The following is a 17,349-nucleotide window of genomic DNA, read 5'->3' as shown; positions in this document are numbered from 1 at the left end:
AGGCGCTCGATCATCAGCGCCGTGCGGATGCCCTTGGTGACCGCGTCCGGCGTTTCAGGCGCGTCCATCGCGCTTAAGGCCAGCAGCATCCGATCCGCATAGGCGCGCAAATGTTCGCGCCGCCGTTCGGGGGTTAGAGAGCCTGCCATGTCCGTCGTCTCGGTCATGCCCCAAAGGGTAACCGCGCTTTTTATGGCGGGGATAGATTTCGCGCCCCTAAACCGGGTGCAGGGGCCGTGCCCCTGCTCGCCGGAGGCTCTATCTTTGTCCAACCTTGATAAGCCGGGCGGGATGGCGCGGCGAAACCTTAGACAAGGCTTTGTATCCTCCGGACTTCACTGAAAGGAGATACGACATGAACCGCAATCGAATCGAAGGCAGCTGGGAGCAGCTCAAGGGTCACGTTCAGAAGGCCTGGGGCAAGCTGACCAATGACGATCTGGATCAGATCGAAGGCGACCGCAAGCTGCTGGCCGGCAAGATTCAGGAACGCTATGGCGTCGCTCAGGATGAGGCGGAGCTTCAGATTCGCCGCTGGAACGACGAAGACGACACGGTGGATTCAGTCATCCCCGACGTTCGCTAGACCATGTGTCTTGTGCAAAAAAGCCCTCCGAAGTTGCTTCGGAGGGCTATTTTTCAGGCCATTCGGGCGAAGGTCAGGCAGGTTTTCAGGCCGCGGTCGCTGGTGAAGGCCACATCGCCTTTCAGCGTGCGGGCAAAGCTGTGCAAAATGCGCATCCCCAGACTTTTGGAGGCCGCGAGGTCAAACCCGCTGGGCAGGCCGGGGCCATCGTCGCGGATCGACAGCACAAACACGTCGGGCTTCGTGTCATCGAGGCGGATGGTGACCGCGCCCTGACCGGCGCTGAAGGCGTGTTTCAGCGAATTGGTCAGCACCTCCACCACGAACAGCGACAGGGTCATCACCTGTTCGGCGGGCAGGGTGATGTCGGGCACCTCGACCTCCAGCCGGATGCGTCCGTCGCGGGTGTGAAGCACGTCCTCGGCAATGTCGCGCAGCAGAGTGCGCAGCGGCACATTGACATTGTCCGGGTCGTACAGCTTGCGATGGATGCGCGACAGGGTTTCCAGACGCAGGCGGGCGTCGGTCAGGGCGTCGGTGGCCTCGCGATTGCCTTCCAGCTTTTTCGATTGCAGGGTGAGCATACTGGCCACGAAGGCCAGATTGTTGGCGATGCGGTGCTGAAGCTCGGCATAGAGCGTCTTTTGATGCACCACCAGGGCGGCATTGGTGTTGCGTTCGGCTGCTAGCTTTTCCTGCGCCAGTCGCATACCGTGGATGACCGCGATATCAACAGCCGAGACCAGCAGGAAAAAGCCCAAAGCCACCAGCACCGGCGGGCTGACGTCCAGACTGAAAACCGGCGGGATGAAAAAGAACCACGCGGCCAGCGCGCTGAGCGCGGCGCAGACGATCCCCGGCCAGAGGCCGACCAGCCACGCCGTCAGCATGACGGCCGGGAAGAAGGTCAGGAAGGGAAAGCCGGGCGGCAGGGCCTTGTCACTGACGAAGCGCAGGCCCAGCGCCACGCCGAAGAAGGCCACGGCCACGCCATAACGAAACGCCGTCTGGTCCTCGCGTTCGCGGAACCAGCGCGTTATCTCCCGGAAAAAGCCCTCAACCCTGTACATGAGACCGTTATTCCGGGGGTTTCGACGGGCGTCAAGCCACTAGTGCACGGTAGAGGCAAGCGCTCATACGTTATTTATGATCGCGTCTGGCGGTGAGTTCGGCGGCGATCATCAGGCCCAGCGCCGCCAGCGAACCGACTACGACCGCCGGGCCCAGCGCCGCCCAGCCCCAGTGCCCGGCAATGGCTGCGAGTAACGGCGGGCCGATCAGCGAGCCGCCCGCCCCGAACTGCGTCAGCACGCCATTAGCGGCAGCGACATTAAGGCCGGGGCTCATATGCGGCAGGCGGGCGAAGACAAGGCTTGAACCTATGCCTGACACGGCGTTGAGCGCGATAATCAGCCCCGCCAGCCACAGCGGAGGACCGCCGATAAAGATCAGGCAGGCCAGAACGGCGGGCACCAGCAGGCCTGCGCATAAGGCGATCCAGCGCGCCCGCTCCCCGCGGTGCAGGGCCTGCGCGGCGGCCCACGCCCCGCCTAAGGTCGCGGCCGAGGCGAGGCCGGTAACGGTGGCGGCGACCGATGGCGACTGCCCCTGTTCGGTGAGGAACAGCGGGAACATGGCGATCAGACCGACGAACAGGGTGGTGTAGCAGCCAAACCCGGCGCACATCAGCCAGACGGGCAGGGGCGGCCATACGAGCCGGGTTTCACTTTTCGTCTCGACCACCGGGGTGCGGACGGCGGCGAACAGGGCGGCCCCGGCCAGCAGCGCCCACACGACCAGCACGGCGCGCCAGCCGGTAAAGAGCAACAGAACGCCGCTCAGGCCCATGCCGATGGCAAAGCCTGCCGGAACAAAGGTGCTCCACAGGGTGAGCGCTGCGCCCTGATCCTGCGGCCGCGCGACCGTGGCGATCAAGGATGGCGCGGCGATGACCACCATCAGATAGCCCGCACTTTCGATCAGGCGGGCGGCAAACAACGTCCACAGGCCGGGGATCAGCGCGCCGATCAGACCGCCGGCGGTCAGTAACCCCATGCCGTACAACAGTGCCTTGCGACTGCCCAGTCGGGCGATGAGGAGGCCGGCAATGATGCCGAGGCTGGCCCCGCCGGTCTCGATCAGCGACACCAGCCAGCCAGCTTCGACGCGCGACAGGCTAAGGTCGGCGGAGATGACCGGGCTTAGGGAGGCAAACTTGCCCAGCGCGGCAGCGGCCAGCACGCCGGTAAACCACAGGAGCAGGATGGGACGCCAATGCGAGTCGATGCGGATCATGCCTGCGTCGATACGGGCGTGTGCGCGGGGGATCAACGCATATTTTATGCGCGATCAGAGTGTCGTCACCAGCCGCGCAGCGCGTCCGTCCGACAGCAAAAGCCGCTCCCAGATCAGGCGGCTTTGGACAATGGGGACGATGGGATGGTGATTGGGGCCGGTAGCGACCTCGATGCGGCTAAGGCGTCCGTCGCGCCAGCCCAAACCCTCCAGCGAGGCTTCGGCGGCCAGTATGTCCTCAGAGGCATAGCGGATCAGGGACTTGCCCAGAAACGCCCCCGGCTCGGCCCGCCACAGGCCTTCGCGCGACGGCGAAACCGCCAGCAGATCGTGCGTTCGGTCGTCGATCAGGTGCACGCTGAGCTGCGACGTTTCCACCAGCCGTTTGAGGATGGCGTCCTGCGCCGAGTCGGCCAGAAGCCGTTGCGCCCGCTGCCACTGATCATCCGGCAGGGCCAGAGCCCCGCTTTCCCAGCGCGACACCGTCGTCTGCGTCACGCCCATCAGCTCTGCCAGATGGCTCTGCTTTAGGCCTTTCAACAGCCGCAGACGGCGAAGCGGGGAATGGGGGCGGGACATAGCCCGACTGTGGCAGGGGCGCGGGTCAAGATCAATACCCCCCGATCACCGGCAGGACTTCACCCGTAATGTAGCTGGAGCAGTGGTTCGAGGCCAGAAACACATAGGCGGGGGCCAGTTCTTCTGGCTGGGCCGGGCGCTTCATCGGGGTTTGCGCGCCAAACTGTTCGACCTGTTTCGACGGCTTTTCCGCCGGGTTGAGCGGCGTCCATACGGGGCCGGGGGCCACGGCATTGACGCGGATGCTTTTGGCGAGCAACTGCCCCGACAGGGCGCGCGTAAAGGCGTGGATGCCGCCCTTGGTCATCGAGTAGTCAATGATGGATTTTGAACCCTCTATGCCGGTGATCGAGCCGGAATTGACGATGGCCGCCCCGGCCCGCATGTGGCGCAGCGCCGCCTGAGTCATATAGACATAGCCGTAGAGATTGGTCTTCAGCGTCGTGTCGAGGTGTTCGGGACTGAGCTTTTCAAACTGCATCTCGTGCATCTGAAACGCCGCATTATTGACCAGCACATCCAGTTGGCCAAAGGCTTCGATGGTAGCGTCCACCGCCGCGAAACAGAAGTCGCGATTGGTGACATCCCCGCAAAACAGCAAGGCCTTGCGCCCTTCGGCCTCGATCAGCGCTCTGGTTTTTTCGGCATCCTCGTGCTCATTGAGATAGACGATGGCCACATCCGCCCCTTCGCGGGCAAACAGCACGGCGACGGCGCGCCCGATGCCGGAATCGCCGCCGGTGATGATCGCCACCTTGTCCTTCAGCTTGTCAGAGCCCTTGTAATAGGGGGCGTCATACATCGGTTGCAGCTCAAGATCGGCTTCCTGACCCGGTTTGTCGAGCGTCTGATCGGGCAGGGGCGGCACGGGATAGGGCCGCGCCCCGGTCTGCGGCACGGCGTCTTCGTCCGGCGCGGTCTGTTCCTGACCCACGGCGTGCTGAAGGGCGCGGTGACGTTCGGCGGTCTGTTCGGCTTCGGCGGCGAAGTACGTAAAGCGGTCATCGAGGGTCATGCGGTGCTCTTTCTTGAAAGGCTGACCCCGCCCGCCCTTCCTATGCCCCGTCAGGGCGTCAAAAAGCGATGGCGCTTACATCGCCCCAGAGTTCAAAGCCGTAAAGCCCATCCACAAAGCCATGGCGACCATCATCACATTCTCCGTCAGTGAGACAAAGCCCAGCGGCACATGACTGTCGCCGCCGACGCAGGCGCATTTCAGTTCGCGCCGGTCTATATAGACGGCCTTGAAAACCGACACAGCCCCAATGCTGCCGATCAGCAGCGCCACCGGTACGGACAGCCAGCTAAGCGCCCCTGCGGCCATCAAAAGGCCCGCGCTGCCTTCGGCAAAGGGATAGATATAGCCATAGGGCACCCAGCGTTTGGCCAGCAGGTCGTAGTTGAGGAACATGGTGGAGAAGGTTTCGACATTCTGGAGCTTCAGCATCGACAGGGCCACCATGCTGAAGGCGATAAACCATTCCGCCGCCCGGCCGGTAAAGGGTGTGCCAAACACCGCATAGGACACGCTCAGCGCCAGCAGTGCCATCAGGGCAAAAACGGCGATCACCGGGGTATAGGTGGGTGTCTTGGGGTCCGGAACGCGCTGCCCGAAATACCGCCGCAGATCGTCATAACCCCCGATGCGCTCGCTGCCGATAAAGGTTTGCGGTGTGGTTTTGACCTCATGCCGGGCTTTGAAGGCGTCGGTCTCTTCGCGGGTTTTCAGCCAGTGATCTTCGACCGTAAAGCCTTTGGATTTCAGCAGGTGTAACGCCTTCAAGCCGTAGGGACAGGTGTGCGTCGGCATGACCATGCGATAGAGCGTGGCGATTTTGGGCTGATCTTTCATCGTGCCCTCCTTTTGATGGCCTCTGCGCGAGCCTTATACCCTGTGGCGGCGAAAGCCATGCGGATGGGTACGTGATCTGGCAAGAGATGTGAAAGGGCAAGGCACTCACCTGTGGCCGGCTCTGGCTCAGGCGTCATCTGTCGAAGGCCCCCCACCGTCCCGGCACCTGTCGGTGCCGGTCCACCTCCCCCAGTAAACTGGGGGCGTAGGTTTAAGGCAAGCCCTTATCCCTACTTCCCCGGCGTGCCGGGGGAGGTGGCATCTGAGCGCAAGCGAAGATGACGGAGGGGGGCTCGGGCAACACAAGAAAAAGGCGCAGATGGTACCACCTGCGCCCGATCATGAAGTTAGCTCTTGGCGGTAATCAGGTACAAGGCGTCTTGATCGCCTCTGCCATAGACTTGAGATTTACATCCATCTGCTCGATCTGAGCGTTCATCTTGTCCTTATCGGCCCCCGCCGGAGCGTAGGTCGCCATTTCTTTCAAGCCGTCGCGCAGATCGACCATGTGCGGATACATTTCCTTGGTCAGATTGCACACAGTTACCCCGTCGTTGGCCTCCATGGCGGGCTTCATCTTTTCTGCAATTTCTTTCAGCTTGCTCGCCGTCGCCTGCATGCGGGTGACAAGCGCCTTCATTTTTGCCTCAATATCCTCCGGCAATGCGTTTTGCTCCGTTGCCGGTGAGGTCGGCTTGTTCTGCGCCAGCACAGGCTGGGTGAGCATGACCATGCCAAGGCCGAGCGCCACAGCGCTGAGTGATTTACGCATTGAGTATCCCCCTGAGAAAGCGTCCGCCCTTCGGACGGTTCTGATTTAAGGGCGCAATGATCCCGTTGGCCAGTGAAATTTTTACTCCCCATCGTCTCGCAGAAAACGAGGGGCGTAGAATTCGGGCAAGCCCTTTCCTCATTCCTACTCCCCCGGCGTGCCGGGGGAGGTGGCGCGCAGCGCCGGAGGGGGGCTAACCCCCACTGTTCATACGCTCTACGGCCAGACGGTAAACCCCATCGGCAACCTCATCGGGATCGCGATAAATATCCGCTGCGTTTATCCGGCAGGTTTCGATGCCCTGATTACGAAGCCATTCATCGCGCCGGGCATCACGGGCCGCTACCTCATCGACGCCGTGATGCTGGCCATCGACCTCAATGGCCAGCCGCGCCCTGTAGCAATACATGTCCAGCACATAGGGGCCGAGGGCGTATTGTCGGCGAAAGATCGGGCCATCCGGATGTCGCGTTTTCAGGCGGTCCCACAGCATGAATTCCGGTGGCGTCAGGGCGCGACGCATGCGTCTGGCCAGCTTGTATTTAGGCGTCATCTGTCGAAGGCCCCCCACCGTCCCGGCACCTGTCGGTGCCGGTCCACCTCCCCCACCGTCCCGGCACCTGTCGGTGCCGGTCCACCTCCCCCAGTAAACTGGGGGAGTAGGCTTAAGGCAAGCCCTTCCTCATACCTACTCCTCCCGGCGTGTCTGATGCAGGTAACCCTCCCACAGCTACGGCGCCTTCGGCACACCTACTCCCCCGGCGTGCCGGGGGAGGTGGCATCTGAGCGTAGCGAAGATGACGGAGGGGGGCTCGGGCCGCGCAAGAAAAGGGCGCAGATGGTGTCACCTGCGCCCGGTTATGGGGTTTGGGGCCAACCGGCCCCAAGACCTTTTCCTTTTCGTCTTTCCGATCACTCCGCCGGTTCGGCCGGGATATAGACCTCTGAGCCCATATCCTTGAACTTCTGAGACATTTCCGCCATTCCCGTCGCAGCTTCGAGGTCTGCCTTTTCGTTGTCGGTCATGTTGGCGGCGTAGTCGCGGACCTCCTGCGTGATCTTCATCGAGCAGAATTTCGGCCCGCACATCGAGCAGAAGTGCGCCGTCTTGTGCGCCTCTTTCGGCAGGGTCTCATCGTGGAAGGCGCGCGCCGTGTCCGGGTCGAGGCCCAGATTGAACTGATCCTCCCAGCGGAAGTCGAAACGCGCGCGGCTCAGCGCATCGTCCCAGGCGCGGGCGGCGGGGTGGCCCTTGGCGAGGTCGGCGGCGTGGGCCGCGATCTTATAGGTGATCACCCCGGTCTTCACGTCGTTGCGGTCGGGCAGCCCCAGATGTTCCTTCGGTGTGACGTAGCACAGCATGGCCGTGCCGAACCAGCCGATCATGGCCGCGCCGATGCCGGAGGTGATGTGGTCGTAACCCGGTGCGATGTCGGTGGTTAGTGGCCCAAGCGTATAGAAGGGGGCTTCGCCGCAAGTGGCCAGTTGCTTGTCCATATTGGCCTTGATCTTATGCATCGGCACGTGGCCGGGGCCTTCGATCATCACCTGACAGCCCTTGGCCCACGCCACCTTGGTCAGTTCCCCCAGCGTCTCCAGCTCGGCGAACTGCGCGCGGTCATTGGCGTCGGCGATCGAGCCGGGACGCAGGCCGTCGCCCAGTGAGAAGGTGACATCGTACTCACGCATGATGTCGCAGATTTCCTCAAAGTGGGTGTAGAGGAAGTTTTCCTTATGGTGGGCCAGACACCACTTGGCCATGATCGAGCCGCCGCGCGACACGATGCCGGTGACGCGGTTGGCCGTCAGGTGGACATAGGCGAGGCGCACACCCGCATGGATGGTGAAATAGTCCACGCCCTGCTGCGCCTGTTCGATCAGGGTGTCGCGATAGACTTCCCAGGTCAGGTCTTCGGCGACGCCATTGACCTTTTCCAGCGCCTGATAGATGGGCACTGTGCCGATGGGGTTGGGCGAATTGCGCAGGATCCATTCGCGGATATTGTGGATATTGCGGCCGGTCGAAAGGTCCATGACGTTGTCGGCGCCCCAGCGGATCGCCCACACCATCTTGTCCACCTCTTCCTCCATCGAGGAGGTGACGGCGGAATTGCCGATATTGGCGTTGATCTTCACCAGGAAGTTGCGGCCAATGATCATCGGCTCGACTTCGGCGTGGTTGATATTGGCCGGGATAACGGCGCGGCCGCGGGCCACTTCGTCACGGACAAATTCCGGCGTGATGAAGTCGGGGATCGAAGCCCCGAAGTCTTCGCCATCGCGGATGACTTCGGCGTCCTGCTTGCGGCGGATGTTTTCGCGGATAGCGATATATTCCATCTCGGCGGTGATGATGCCGGCGCGGGCGTATTCGAGCTGCGTCACCTTGTGACCGGGCTTGCCGCGCATCACCTTGGGCAGGTTAGGGAATTCCGGCGCCAGACGTTCGGCCGAGACATTGCCATTGTCTTCCGGCTTGACCTTGCGGCCTTCGATAAATTCGACGTCGCCGCGATCGAGCACCAGCTTTTCGCGCACGCGCGGCAGGCCCTTGTCGATCTGAGGCACAAAGCCCTCTTCGGTGTAGGGACCCGTCGAGTCGTACAGGCTGACCGGCGGCTCATTGGCCTCTTTTTGCAGGGCGACTTCGCGGAACGGCACGCGCAGGTCGGGGAAGAGGACGCCGGGTTCATAGACCTTTTTCGAGCCGGGGAAGGGCGAGGCCTCGACCTTGATCGGCTTTAAGTCCTTGATGGGCTTGTTCATTGGATAATCCCTTTCTGAGCCTGTGGTGTGCAGGCGTGTCAATAAAGGGATCATGCGCGTCAGGTGTCTGGCCAGATGGCGGGTTGTCAGCGGAACGCGGACGCCAGAGGCTTACTCACTCCCTTCGCCGGCATGACCCGGATCAGGTTCGGCGGGTTTACGGACGCTGGTCCGATTCTCAGCCCGCTTGCGCGCGGACACCCCGGTGAACGATGGCCGGAATTTAGAGGAACGGGCGCAGGGGAGCAAGGGGGAATGTCGCATTGCTGAGGGCCTTCCCCTTCTTTACCCATTGGTAAACTTCCGGGCGCAAACTTATCCACAGGGACTGTTACGCCCGGAGGAAAGACGATGCCCGCAGGTGAGCCTCTGCGTACCGTATCGGAGCAGGAACTGCATATGAAGGTCGGCGCCTATGACGAACTGCGCCACCCCCACGGCTATGTCTATGCCAAGGAACGCCATCACTGGTACTGGTTCGCAGGGATAGCGGCGTCGCTGGTGCTGGTGGGGGCCGTCTTCTGGGGCTATGCACTGTATGCGCGCGGGGCGGCGCCTGTGTGTACGTCCAGCTTTGTCGATCGCTCCGTTTCCCCCAGCGGTGGCCGCATTGCCGAGGTGCGCCAAGTGTCCTGTCTGGGCGGTGCGCCGGATTTGCGGCTGATCGTGCATAATGCCGGAGACAGCGCCGAAGCGCCCGCCGTGTCGGCTTTTGAGGCCGGGACCGAGGTCAAGCTACGCTGGGTGTCGGATGGCGAACTGGCCGTCGCCAAGCAGGGCGGGCGGGTGTGGTTCTTCAAGACCCACTGGAAAGAGGTGCGCGTACATCTGGCGCAGTAGGTGTGGAATCGGTTGCGTTGGGGATGCGGCGCGACCTGTCCGATTTTTAACGAAAACCGGTCTTCCTTTTGCGCCCGTGCACGCTACATCTTCTGGGTCAGTCACAGGAGATACCCATGTTCGGCAATGCGTCCGTTCCCACCACCCACCATCGTCAGGCCGGGGTGGCCGACGACATCGACTTCGAGATCAAGGGCGAAGAACTGCAATTCGTCGAGATCGAACTGGATCCCGGCGAAAGCGCCATCGCCGAAGCCGGCGGCATGGTGTGGAAGGATGCCAGCGTCGGCATGACCACGGTGTTCGGCGACGGATCGGGTCAGCAAAAGGGCTTTATGGGCGCGCTGCTGGGTGCGGGCAAGCGCCTGATTTCGGGTGAAAGCCTGTTCACCACCGTCTTCACCCACAATGGTCAGGGTAAGGCGCGGGTGGCCTTTTCGGCCCCGGTGCCCGGCTCGATCATCCCGCTCAAGCTGTCCGACGTCGGCGGTCGCCTGATCTGCCAGAAGGACTCTTTCCTCGCCGCCGCCAAGGGCGTGTCGCTGGGCATCGCGTTTCAGCGCAAGGTGATGACCGGCCTGTTCGGTGGCGAAGGCTTCATCATGCAGAAGCTGGAAGGCGATGGCTGGGTCTTCGTGCAGTTTGGCGGCGCGGTGATTGAACGCACGCTGGCCCCCGGTGAGCAGCTTCACATCGACACGGGCTGCGTGGCGGCCTTCACCGATACGGTCGATTTCGACCTGGTGCAGGCGGGCGGCGTCAAGTCGATGCTGTTCGGTGGCGAAGGCGTCTTCTTTGCGCAACTGACCGGGCCGGGCAAGGTGTGGATTCAGTCTCTGCCCTTCTCACGTCTGGCCGGTCGCGTGCTGGCGGCCGCCAGTGGCGCAGGCCCCAACCGCGGCGAAGGCTCGGTCCTTGGCGGCCTTGGCGACCTGATCGGTGGCAATAACTAATCCTGCTGAGCCTCCGGCGTCGTGCCGGGGGCTTTTTCAGGTGTCTTTTGCGGGCGCGTGGCCGGAACATACAGGCCGGTCACACGGTCGATAATAAAGCCCGTTTCGTTGATCCGCCCGCCATAGGCCGCGCAGGGATCGGTTGCCGGCGTATAGGTGCGGCTGGGCGGCAGGGGGTCTGGCGACATGACGCGCGCCGCATCGTCACCGAAGGGCTCGGCAAATTGCAGCGCGTCCCCCAGCCGCGACAGGGACGGCGAGTCGGTGCCCAGGGCCTGCGCCTGACGCGCCCAGACGATGGCGGCGACCTGACGGTCCTTGACCTTCATTTCGGCCTCGGCCCCCAGACCACCCAGAGACCCCGGCAAGCGGATACCCAGAGGGCCCGGAATGAAGAAGTTGGCGACGGCCGCAGCGCCTGAGCCGGCGGTGCCGGTCGGCTCAAACCACGTCACGGCCGAATGCACTTCGGCATCGGACTGTGTGCGGTCGCTGACCATCTCATAGCGCTCGGCCAGTTCGAAACAGAGCTGCGCCTCGACCTCGGTCAGGACCAGCGCTTTCTCATTGTCTTTCAGCGTATAGCGCGTGGTTTTGCCGGTCGCCAGTTGGGTGGGGTGCAGATAGACGCGCTTCACCTGATTGAGCGCCGCCGTATCGCGGTATTCGCGCGTCGTGGTGCGCCCGCTCTTGCCGGGTTTCAGTTGTTCGGTCGAAGACAGGCTGGAGTCGTGGCCATCCGGGGCGCTGGCGCAGGCGGTCAGGCTAAGGGCGAGGGCCGTGAAGGTGAGCGCAAGCCGCATGTTTTTTCCTGTGTTTTTAATTTACTCTATACGCGCACGGATCGCATTCGGATTGCAAGGCTTAATAATACCAACGGCCGAAGATGCTGACCGCATCCGGGCGCATAAGGGCGATTGCACGGTGGGGCGGCGTCTGCCATTAGGGTGATATGGAAACCGAGACCCGCCCGGCGACGCCGTTGAATTTTATCGTCCTGCTGGCCCTGTTCGGAGCGGCGGGGCTTGTGCTGTGGATGCGCCCGGAAGTGTCGGGGCTGGCCACCTTTGGCTTTGTGCTGCTGGGCTGGGTGATCGGCCTGTGCCTGCATGAGTTCGGCCACGCGGCCTCGGCGGCGGCCTTTGGCGACTATTCAGTTAAGGCGCGGGGCTATCTGACGCTCGATCCGGTCGTCTATATCAACGGTCCCAACAGCATCGTTTTGCCCGTTTTGATCCTGGTGCTGGGCGGCATCGCCCTGCCGGGGGCGGCGGTGCTGATCCGGCCCGACCTGATCCGTTACCGCTGGCAGTCGTCGCTGATCGCGCTGGCCGGCCCGGTAATGAGCCTGATCTTCGCCCTGATCAGCTATGGCGCGGCGCAGGTGGCCTTCGCGCAGGCGGCACCGGACGTGTTTTGGCAGGCGCTGATCCTGCTCAGCTTTTTCAACCTGATGGCCTTTGTGCTCAACCTGCTGCCCATTCCGGGCTTTGACGGGTTTGGGGTGATTACACCTCTGCTGCCGCAGCCCCTGCGCAGCATGGCCGAGCGTCTGGAGCGCCTGCCGTGGATCAGCCTGCTGGCCGTGGTGCTGATCTTCTTCTTCGGCTTTCCGCTAATCTATGCGCTGCTGGGGATAGTGGCGGGCACGCTGGGGCTCGATCTGGACGGGATGCGCCCGGCGTTTGATCGCTTTACCTTCTGGAACTAAGAGGAATGATTTCTATGAAATCGTTCCTCTCAAGCCGCCATTGAGGCGGCGGCCAAGGTGGCGGAGCCACCGCCCGGCGAGGGGGTAAACAACTTTTACCCCTCCTGAACGATCACCCCGTACCAGCCCAGCCCGGCATAGGTTTCGTAGCCCGGTGTGCGGTGAAAGGCCACCAGCCGCTCGTGGCGGTCCACGTAGTGACCGGAGGTGCGGCCCTGCGTATCGAGCGGGATGCGCTCATTCAGGCTGCCGCGGCCATCGGAGGCGGCGATGACAAGGCCCTGCGCGTCGGTCAGCAGGACGCGCGTGCGGCGCTTTTCGGCCTCGCTCAGGCGCACGCCCCTGACGATGGTTTCCGCCTGCGGCTGCCAGTCGAAATGCACGCCCAATATGCCGATCAGCTCGCCATCGGCCTGACCGCCGACGCGCACGCCGGTGGCGTAGGAGGCGACCTGCGCCCCCTTCAGCAAGGGTTCGGTGGTGATGTCGGCGACGGCGAAATCATTGCCGCTGCCAAGGCTCAGCGCCTTCTGGAACCAGTCGCGCGAGGCAACGTTCTGACCTGTCGCAGAGAAGCGATCGGGGCGGCCATTGGCCAGAATGTTACCGTTAAGGTCGCACAGCCACAGGTCGATATAGACCGTGTAGGCGTCGAGAATGACCCCCAGACGCGAAGAGGCGTAGTGGCAATTGTCCTTTGTTGGATGCGACGCCGCCTCCCACACGGCGGAGTCGGTGGCCCACCAGCGCACATCGCAGGTGCGCTCATACAAATTCCGGTCGATCAGCTCGATGGCATTGAGCGCCAGATCGGTCAGGCGCGCGCCCTGCGCCTGCCGCGCCATGTCGCGCGTCAGCTTTTCCAGCGCCTCGATCTCGCCGCCCAGTTCCGAGGCCAGTGACGAAGACAGGCCTTCGACCTGCGTAGAGATGTTGCGCACCTCATCGGCGACGACGCCGAAACCGGCCCCCAGCTCACCGGCGCGCCGCGCTTCGATCAGGGCATTGAGCGCCAGAATACGCAGGGTATTGGTCACCTGACGGATGTCGCGGACCTTATGCTGGGTAAGGTCGCGCGCCCGCGCGGTGCGGGCGATGATGTCGTTGACCGAAACCGCTTCGTCGGAACCGGCGGTCTGCGTTCCGGATGCGCTGATCGTCGAAAGTGCGTCCACGAATCACCCCTTGTTGTCACTGCGGACGAGAGACAACAAGGGTTTGACGATGGTTTCAAGCCCAACCAACGCCCAAAATATACAATTTATATGTATACGATGTAACGCGAACCTGTGGAGGACTCATTGGGGTTGTACAATAACCCCATACCACCCCAACCCATGATAGGTTTCGTAGCCCGGCGTGCGGTGGAAGGCGACCAGTGCGCCGCTGTGCGGATCACTGTAATGGCCCATGACGCGCCCTTCTGTCAGCAGGCGCACCCGCTCGCTCAGCAGGCCCTGTCCGTCGGAGGCGGCGATCACCAGCCCCTGCGCGTCGGTCAGCAGGACGCGCGTGCGGTCCCGTTCTTCTTCGGACAGGCGTGCACCCTGCGTAATGGTCAGGGCCTGTGGCTGCCAGTCGAACTGGATGCCCAGTACGCCCAGAAGCGCGCCATGCGGGTCGCCGTCCTGCCGCACACCCGTCGCATAGGTGGCGACCTGCGCGTTACCCAGCAGCGGCTCGGTCGTAATGTCGGCGACGGCAAACTCCTGACCGTTGCGCAGGCTGAGCGCGCGGCTAAACCAGGTGCGGTCGCGCACATTCTGCCCCTGCACGTGGTGGCGCTCCGGCCGGCCATTGGCGAGGATATGGCCATCGAGGTCGCAAAGCCACAGGTCGATATAGACGGTGTAGGAGTCGAGTATGACCCCCAGCCGCCGCGAGGCATAGGCGGTGTGCGCCGGGGTGGGGTCGGCGGCCGCCTGCCACAGGGCCGAGTCGGTGGCCCACCAGCGCACATCGCAGGTGCGCTCATACAGATTCCGGTCGATCAGCTCGATGGCGTTAAGCGCCATATCGGTCAGGCGCGCCCCCTGACTGGCCAGCGCCATGTCCTGAGTGAGACTGTCGAGATTGATGATCTCGTTGCCCAGATCGCGCGCCAGCCCCTCGACCTCCGTCGATATGGCGCGCACCTCATCGGCCACCACCGAAAAACCGGCCCCCTTGTCGCCCGCGTGTTTGGCCTCGATCAGGGCGTTGAGCGCCAGTATGCGCAGCTTGGCCGTCACGGCGCGGATGTCCTGCACCTTGGTATGGGTGATGGTCTTGGCGCGGCGGGTTTGCGACAGGATGTCCGACAGGGTGATGGCGGAGGACATGAAGCGGCTTCCTTCGTTGCAAGCGTATCATGTGCAGTGGCCCGATGGTCATCGGGTACGCGGCAGGCGATAGGCAAAAAATTGGGTGTGCGGGTGGGCACGTATCCGCGTTATGCGAACGACTCGCGTCACAACCTATGCGGTTCGCAGGTGCCGCATCGCAAGGGCCGGCAAGGATTTTTGAGACGTTTTGGGTCAATCTGTCGGGGAATGTTTCCCCAGGGACACGCTATGGTATCTATCGCAACTTTTCCGGGTGCGGGTGAAACTATCTCAGCCGCAGATATGGATATGTTATACCAACGGCCGAAGATGCTGACCGCATCCGGCCGTTAAAAACTCGAGACTGTCTCATATGTGCCAACGACATGAGACAGTCTCGAAAGGCATACCAAGAGTCATTTTTAATGACTCTTGGTATTATAATCTGTCCCTTAAGGCGTACCAGCTCAGACCGGCGATCATGGCGGGGATGCGCAGCCATTTTCCGCCCGGAAAAGGCGGTGTGCGCAACCGCATCAGAAGCTCGGCGTCGCGGCGGTCGCCCGTCACGGCGCGCGCCAGCAGCGTCCCGAAGTAGGGGGCCAGAACCACCCCCTGACCGCTATAGCCGGCGCTGACCCAGACGTGGGGCGACAACTGGCGCACATAGGGCGAGCGGCTCAGTGTGATAGCCAGAGTGCCGCCCCAGCCGTGGGTGATTTCGATGTCGGCCAGTTGCGGATAGACCTTCAGCATGTTGCGGCGTACGAAGGCGCGGATGTCCTTTGGAAACCACGGCGTATAGTTTTCGCCCCCGCCGAACAGCAGGCGGTTGTCCGGCGTCTTGCGCCAGTAATTGACCACGAAACGCGAGTCCGCTGCCGCGACCTTGTTAGGCAGGATCAGATCATCGGGCAGGGGGGCGGTGGTCAGGATGAAGTTGTTGATGGGCAGCACATGCGCGTCGATATCAGCATCGAGCCCCGGCATATAGCCATTGCCGCAGATCAGCAGGTGGCGCGCCCGCAGCCGTCCGTTTGTGAGAAAAAGCGTCACGCCGTCCGCCGTCGTCTCATAGCGTTTGACGCGGCTGTGTTCATATAGGCGGGCCCCCGCCGATAGGGCGGCCTTGGCCAGCCCCTGCGCCAGTTTCAGCGGGTGCAGGTGCCCGCCGCCCGCGTCAAACGTGCCGCCGTGATAGACCTCGGTGCCCAGCTCGGCGGCGACCTCGGCCTTATTCATAAAGCGCACCTGATCGTAACCGTAGCGGCGCGACACGAAGTCGGCATAGGCGCGGTCATCTTCGGCAAAGCGCGGGCGATGCCAGGCGTGGATCAGGCCGGGGCGCAGGTCGCAGTCGATAGCGTGCGTGGCAATCAGCCCTTTCAGGTGCGCCTTGGCGGTTTCGGCCATCTCCCACAGTTCGCGCGCCGCATCGGCCCCCAGTTGGGTTTCCAGGGTTTGCGGATCGACGCGCTGACCGGTGTGCAACTGCCCGCCATTGCGCCCGGACGCGCCTGAGCCGATCTCCGCCCCTTCGAGCAGGGTGACCGACACACCCTTATGGGCCAGTTCCAGCGCCGCGCCTAAGCCCGTATAACCGCCGCCAATAATCGCCACATCGGTATCGGCCTCACCGGCAAAGGCAGGCCGGTTCAGCCGGCCCGCCGTATCGGCGTACCAGCAGCCTTCGGGATGGCCGGTATTGCGGGCTGTGGTCATTCCTTCGGGCATTTCCTTTGGGCTAAGACAAGTGGAGGTTTAGTGTTAAATGGACTTAAAAATAGATTTCATATCCATATAAAATTTTCTGTATTTCATTGGTTTAATAAGGTGCTCATCGAGGCCTTCATCTGGGTAAGACGCAAAATATTTGCATTCTTTTTCTGTGAGCCGCGATGCGGTTTCTAAGAAAGTCATTACATCCGATTTTTCAGACTCGTCTAAAGACAGTTTGAAGGATTGGAGAGACTTTATAAGTTTGTCCCGATCTGAAAAAACCTTTGGGCTTTGTAGCATGAAGTACATCCATGCCTTTGGCATCTGTTTGTGTGACATTTTCATTAACAGCTCAGTTTTGCCAATAAGTCAGGCCGGCAAAAGTGAAGTGACCTTCCTGCCGGATCTGTGAGGGCAGAACTACACATTCAGCAGCAGGAACTCACGCTCCCACGGGCTGATGGTGCGCATGAAGGTCTCATACTCGTGGTGCTTGACGCGGGCATAGGCGGTCACAAAGGCCGGACCGAGAATGGCGTTCAACGCTTCTGAGCGTTCCAGCTTGATCACCGACTGGATCAGCGAATAGGGCAGTTCCGCTGACGGGTCGTTCGACACGTCCGTATCGACCGGGGCGGAGGGTTTCAGCCCTTCGACCATGCCCAGATAGCCGCAGGCCAGAACCGCCGCTATGGCCAGATAGGGGTTGGCATCCGACGAGGGCAGGCGGTTTTCCAGACGGCGGTTGTCGGCGTCCGACGGCGGCACGCGCAGGCCCGCCGTGCGGTTATCGAAGCCCCAGTGCGTATTGACCGGGGCGCCGGAGCCCTTGGACAGGCGGCGGTAAGAGTTGACATAGGGCGCCAGCAGCGACACGGCGGCGGGCATATAGGTTTGCTGACCGGCGATGAAGCTGAAGAAGAGGTCGGTCGGCTCACCGGTCTTGGGGTCGGAAAACAGGTTGCGTCCGCTG

The 17,349-nt window shown here is 62.3% G+C and carries 16 protein-coding genes, 2 pseudogenes and 1 riboswitch; of the genes and pseudogenes, 4 read left to right on the top strand and 14 right to left on the bottom strand.

What is annotated here, in order from left to right; translation table 11 throughout:
- Positions 1-355: 355 nt before the first annotated feature.
- Positions 356-586: a CsbD family protein gene (locus LDL37_RS14460; protein ID WP_290799525.1), complete on the top strand. Its 231-nt coding sequence runs from the start codon at positions 356-358 to the stop codon at positions 584-586.
- 53 nt (positions 587-639) lie between these two features.
- Here the strand turns inward: LDL37_RS14460 and LDL37_RS14455 are convergent, their stop codons facing one another.
- The 9 genes and pseudogenes from LDL37_RS14455 to thiC form a co-directional block, all read right to left on the bottom strand.
- On the bottom strand, positions 640-1,656 hold the full coding sequence (locus tag LDL37_RS14455) for a DUF4118 domain-containing protein (protein ID WP_290799524.1): 1,017 nt from the start codon (positions 1,654-1,656) through the stop codon (positions 640-642).
- Positions 1,657-1,726: 70 nt separating this feature from the next.
- Complete coding sequence (locus LDL37_RS14450) at positions 1,727-2,917, bottom strand: MFS transporter (RefSeq protein WP_290799523.1); 1,191 nt, start codon at positions 2,915-2,917, stop codon at positions 1,727-1,729.
- An 18-nt stretch (positions 2,918-2,935) separates the two neighbouring features.
- Complete coding sequence (locus LDL37_RS14445; RefSeq protein WP_290799522.1) at positions 2,936-3,460, bottom strand: helix-turn-helix domain-containing protein; 525 nt, start codon at positions 3,458-3,460, stop codon at positions 2,936-2,938.
- A 31-nt stretch (positions 3,461-3,491) separates the two neighbouring features.
- Positions 3,492-4,475, bottom strand: coding sequence for an SDR family oxidoreductase (locus LDL37_RS14440; protein ID WP_290799521.1), 984 nt, complete (start codon positions 4,473-4,475; stop codon positions 3,492-3,494).
- Positions 4,476-4,550: 75 nt separating this feature from the next.
- Complete coding sequence (locus tag LDL37_RS16470; protein ID WP_366509244.1) at positions 4,551-5,087, bottom strand: MauE/DoxX family redox-associated membrane protein; 537 nt, start codon at positions 5,085-5,087, stop codon at positions 4,551-4,553.
- Positions 5,088-5,114: 27 nt separating this feature from the next.
- Positions 5,115-5,291 (bottom strand): annotated as a pseudogene (locus LDL37_RS14435) (glutaredoxin); the annotation flags it as partial.
- Between the two features lie 385 nt (positions 5,292-5,676).
- Positions 5,677-6,084 carry a hypothetical protein gene (locus tag LDL37_RS14430; protein WP_290799520.1) on the bottom strand — a complete coding sequence of 136 codons (408 nt, stop codon included), beginning with the start codon at positions 6,082-6,084 and terminating at the stop codon, positions 5,677-5,679.
- 193 nt (positions 6,085-6,277) lie between these two features.
- Positions 6,278-6,637, bottom strand: a complete 360-nt coding sequence (locus LDL37_RS14425; protein ID WP_290799519.1) for a DUF559 domain-containing protein — start codon at positions 6,635-6,637, stop codon at positions 6,278-6,280.
- 359 nt (positions 6,638-6,996) lie between these two features.
- A complete protein-coding gene (gene thiC / locus LDL37_RS14420; RefSeq protein ID WP_126419728.1) occupies positions 6,997-8,850 on the bottom strand; it encodes a phosphomethylpyrimidine synthase ThiC in 1,854 nt (617 codons plus the stop codon).
- A 102-nt stretch (positions 8,851-8,952) separates the two neighbouring features.
- A riboswitch (TPP riboswitch) is annotated at positions 8,953-9,065 on the bottom strand.
- Positions 9,066-9,201: 136 nt separating this feature from the next.
- On the opposite strand from thiC, the gene LDL37_RS14415 reads away from it, so the two are divergent.
- The gene (locus LDL37_RS14415; protein WP_290799518.1) at positions 9,202-9,690 is read left to right on the top strand and encodes a hypothetical protein; all 489 of its coding nucleotides are present in this window, start codon (positions 9,202-9,204) and stop codon (positions 9,688-9,690) included.
- A 116-nt stretch (positions 9,691-9,806) separates the two neighbouring features.
- Complete coding sequence (locus LDL37_RS14410; protein ID WP_290799517.1) at positions 9,807-10,643, top strand: TIGR00266 family protein; 837 nt, start codon at positions 9,807-9,809, stop codon at positions 10,641-10,643.
- Here LDL37_RS14410 and LDL37_RS14405 read toward each other — a convergent pair.
- Complete coding sequence (locus LDL37_RS14405; RefSeq protein ID WP_290799516.1) at positions 10,640-11,446, bottom strand: DUF3313 family protein; 807 nt, start codon at positions 11,444-11,446, stop codon at positions 10,640-10,642. The two genes, LDL37_RS14410 and LDL37_RS14405, sit on opposite strands and share 4 nt — an antisense overlap.
- A 149-nt stretch (positions 11,447-11,595) precedes the next feature.
- Here LDL37_RS14405 and LDL37_RS14400 point away from each other — a divergent pair, with 149 nt between their 5' ends.
- Positions 11,596-12,354, top strand: coding sequence for a site-2 protease family protein (locus tag LDL37_RS14400; protein WP_290799515.1), 759 nt, complete (start codon positions 11,596-11,598; stop codon positions 12,352-12,354).
- A gap of 95 nt (positions 12,355-12,449) precedes the next feature.
- Here LDL37_RS14400 and LDL37_RS14395 read toward each other — a convergent pair whose 3' ends face one another.
- The 4 genes and pseudogenes from LDL37_RS14395 to LDL37_RS14380 all read right to left on the bottom strand — a co-directional run.
- Positions 12,450-13,529 (bottom strand): methyl-accepting chemotaxis protein, encoded by a 1,080-nt coding sequence (locus tag LDL37_RS14395; RefSeq protein ID WP_290799514.1) that lies wholly within the window; start codon positions 13,527-13,529, stop codon positions 12,450-12,452.
- Between the two features lie 123 nt (positions 13,530-13,652).
- On the bottom strand, positions 13,653-14,675 hold the full coding sequence (locus tag LDL37_RS14390) for a methyl-accepting chemotaxis protein (RefSeq protein ID WP_290799513.1): 1,023 nt from the start codon (positions 14,673-14,675) through the stop codon (positions 13,653-13,655).
- 420 nt (positions 14,676-15,095) lie between these two features.
- Positions 15,096-16,379, bottom strand: a complete 1,284-nt coding sequence (locus LDL37_RS14385; protein WP_290799512.1) for an FAD-binding oxidoreductase — start codon at positions 16,377-16,379, stop codon at positions 15,096-15,098.
- Positions 16,380-16,796: 417 nt separating this feature from the next.
- Positions 16,797-17,349 (bottom strand): annotated as a pseudogene (locus LDL37_RS14380) (glutamine synthetase); the annotation flags it as partial.

Origin of the sequence: Asticcacaulis sp. (assembly GCF_020217185.1) — a bacterium.
Lineage (GTDB): Bacteria > Pseudomonadota > Alphaproteobacteria > Caulobacterales > Caulobacteraceae > Asticcacaulis.
The sequence above is the reverse complement of the archived record's forward strand: the minus strand, read 5'-3'. Positions and strand labels throughout refer to the sequence as shown.

What these genes read in the sequence shown, in the direction of transcription:
- LDL37_RS14460 (WP_290799525.1), top strand. Translation starts at nt 356, where the DNA reads ATGAACCGCAATCGAATCGAAGGCAGCTGGGAGCAGCTCAAGGGTCAC.
- LDL37_RS14455 (WP_290799524.1), bottom strand. Translation starts at nt 1,656, where the DNA reads ATGTACAGGGTTGAGGGCTTTTTCCGGGAGATAACGCGCTGGTTCCGC.
- LDL37_RS14445 (WP_290799522.1), bottom strand. Translation starts at nt 3,460, where the DNA reads ATGTCCCGCCCCCATTCCCCGCTTCGCCGTCTGCGGCTGTTGAAAGGC.
- LDL37_RS14440 (WP_290799521.1), bottom strand. Translation starts at nt 4,475, where the DNA reads ATGACCCTCGATGACCGCTTTACGTACTTCGCCGCCGAAGCCGAACAG.
- LDL37_RS14430 (WP_290799520.1), bottom strand. Translation starts at nt 6,084, where the DNA reads ATGCGTAAATCACTCAGCGCTGTGGCGCTCGGCCTTGGCATGGTCATG.
- LDL37_RS14425 (WP_290799519.1), bottom strand. Translation starts at nt 6,637, where the DNA reads ATGACGCCTAAATACAAGCTGGCCAGACGCATGCGTCGCGCCCTGACG.
- thiC (WP_126419728.1), bottom strand. Translation starts at nt 8,850, where the DNA reads ATGAACAAGCCCATCAAGGACTTAAAGCCGATCAAGGTCGAGGCCTCG.
- LDL37_RS14415 (WP_290799518.1), top strand. Translation starts at nt 9,202, where the DNA reads ATGCCCGCAGGTGAGCCTCTGCGTACCGTATCGGAGCAGGAACTGCAT.
- LDL37_RS14410 (WP_290799517.1), top strand. Translation starts at nt 9,807, where the DNA reads ATGTTCGGCAATGCGTCCGTTCCCACCACCCACCATCGTCAGGCCGGG.
- LDL37_RS14405 (WP_290799516.1), bottom strand. Translation starts at nt 11,446, where the DNA reads ATGCGGCTTGCGCTCACCTTCACGGCCCTCGCCCTTAGCCTGACCGCC.
- LDL37_RS14400 (WP_290799515.1), top strand. Translation starts at nt 11,596, where the DNA reads ATGGAAACCGAGACCCGCCCGGCGACGCCGTTGAATTTTATCGTCCTG.
- LDL37_RS14390 (WP_290799513.1), bottom strand. Translation starts at nt 14,675, where the DNA reads ATGTCCTCCGCCATCACCCTGTCGGACATCCTGTCGCAAACCCGCCGC.
- LDL37_RS14385 (WP_290799512.1), bottom strand. Translation starts at nt 16,379, where the DNA reads ATGACCACAGCCCGCAATACCGGCCATCCCGAAGGCTGCTGGTACGCC.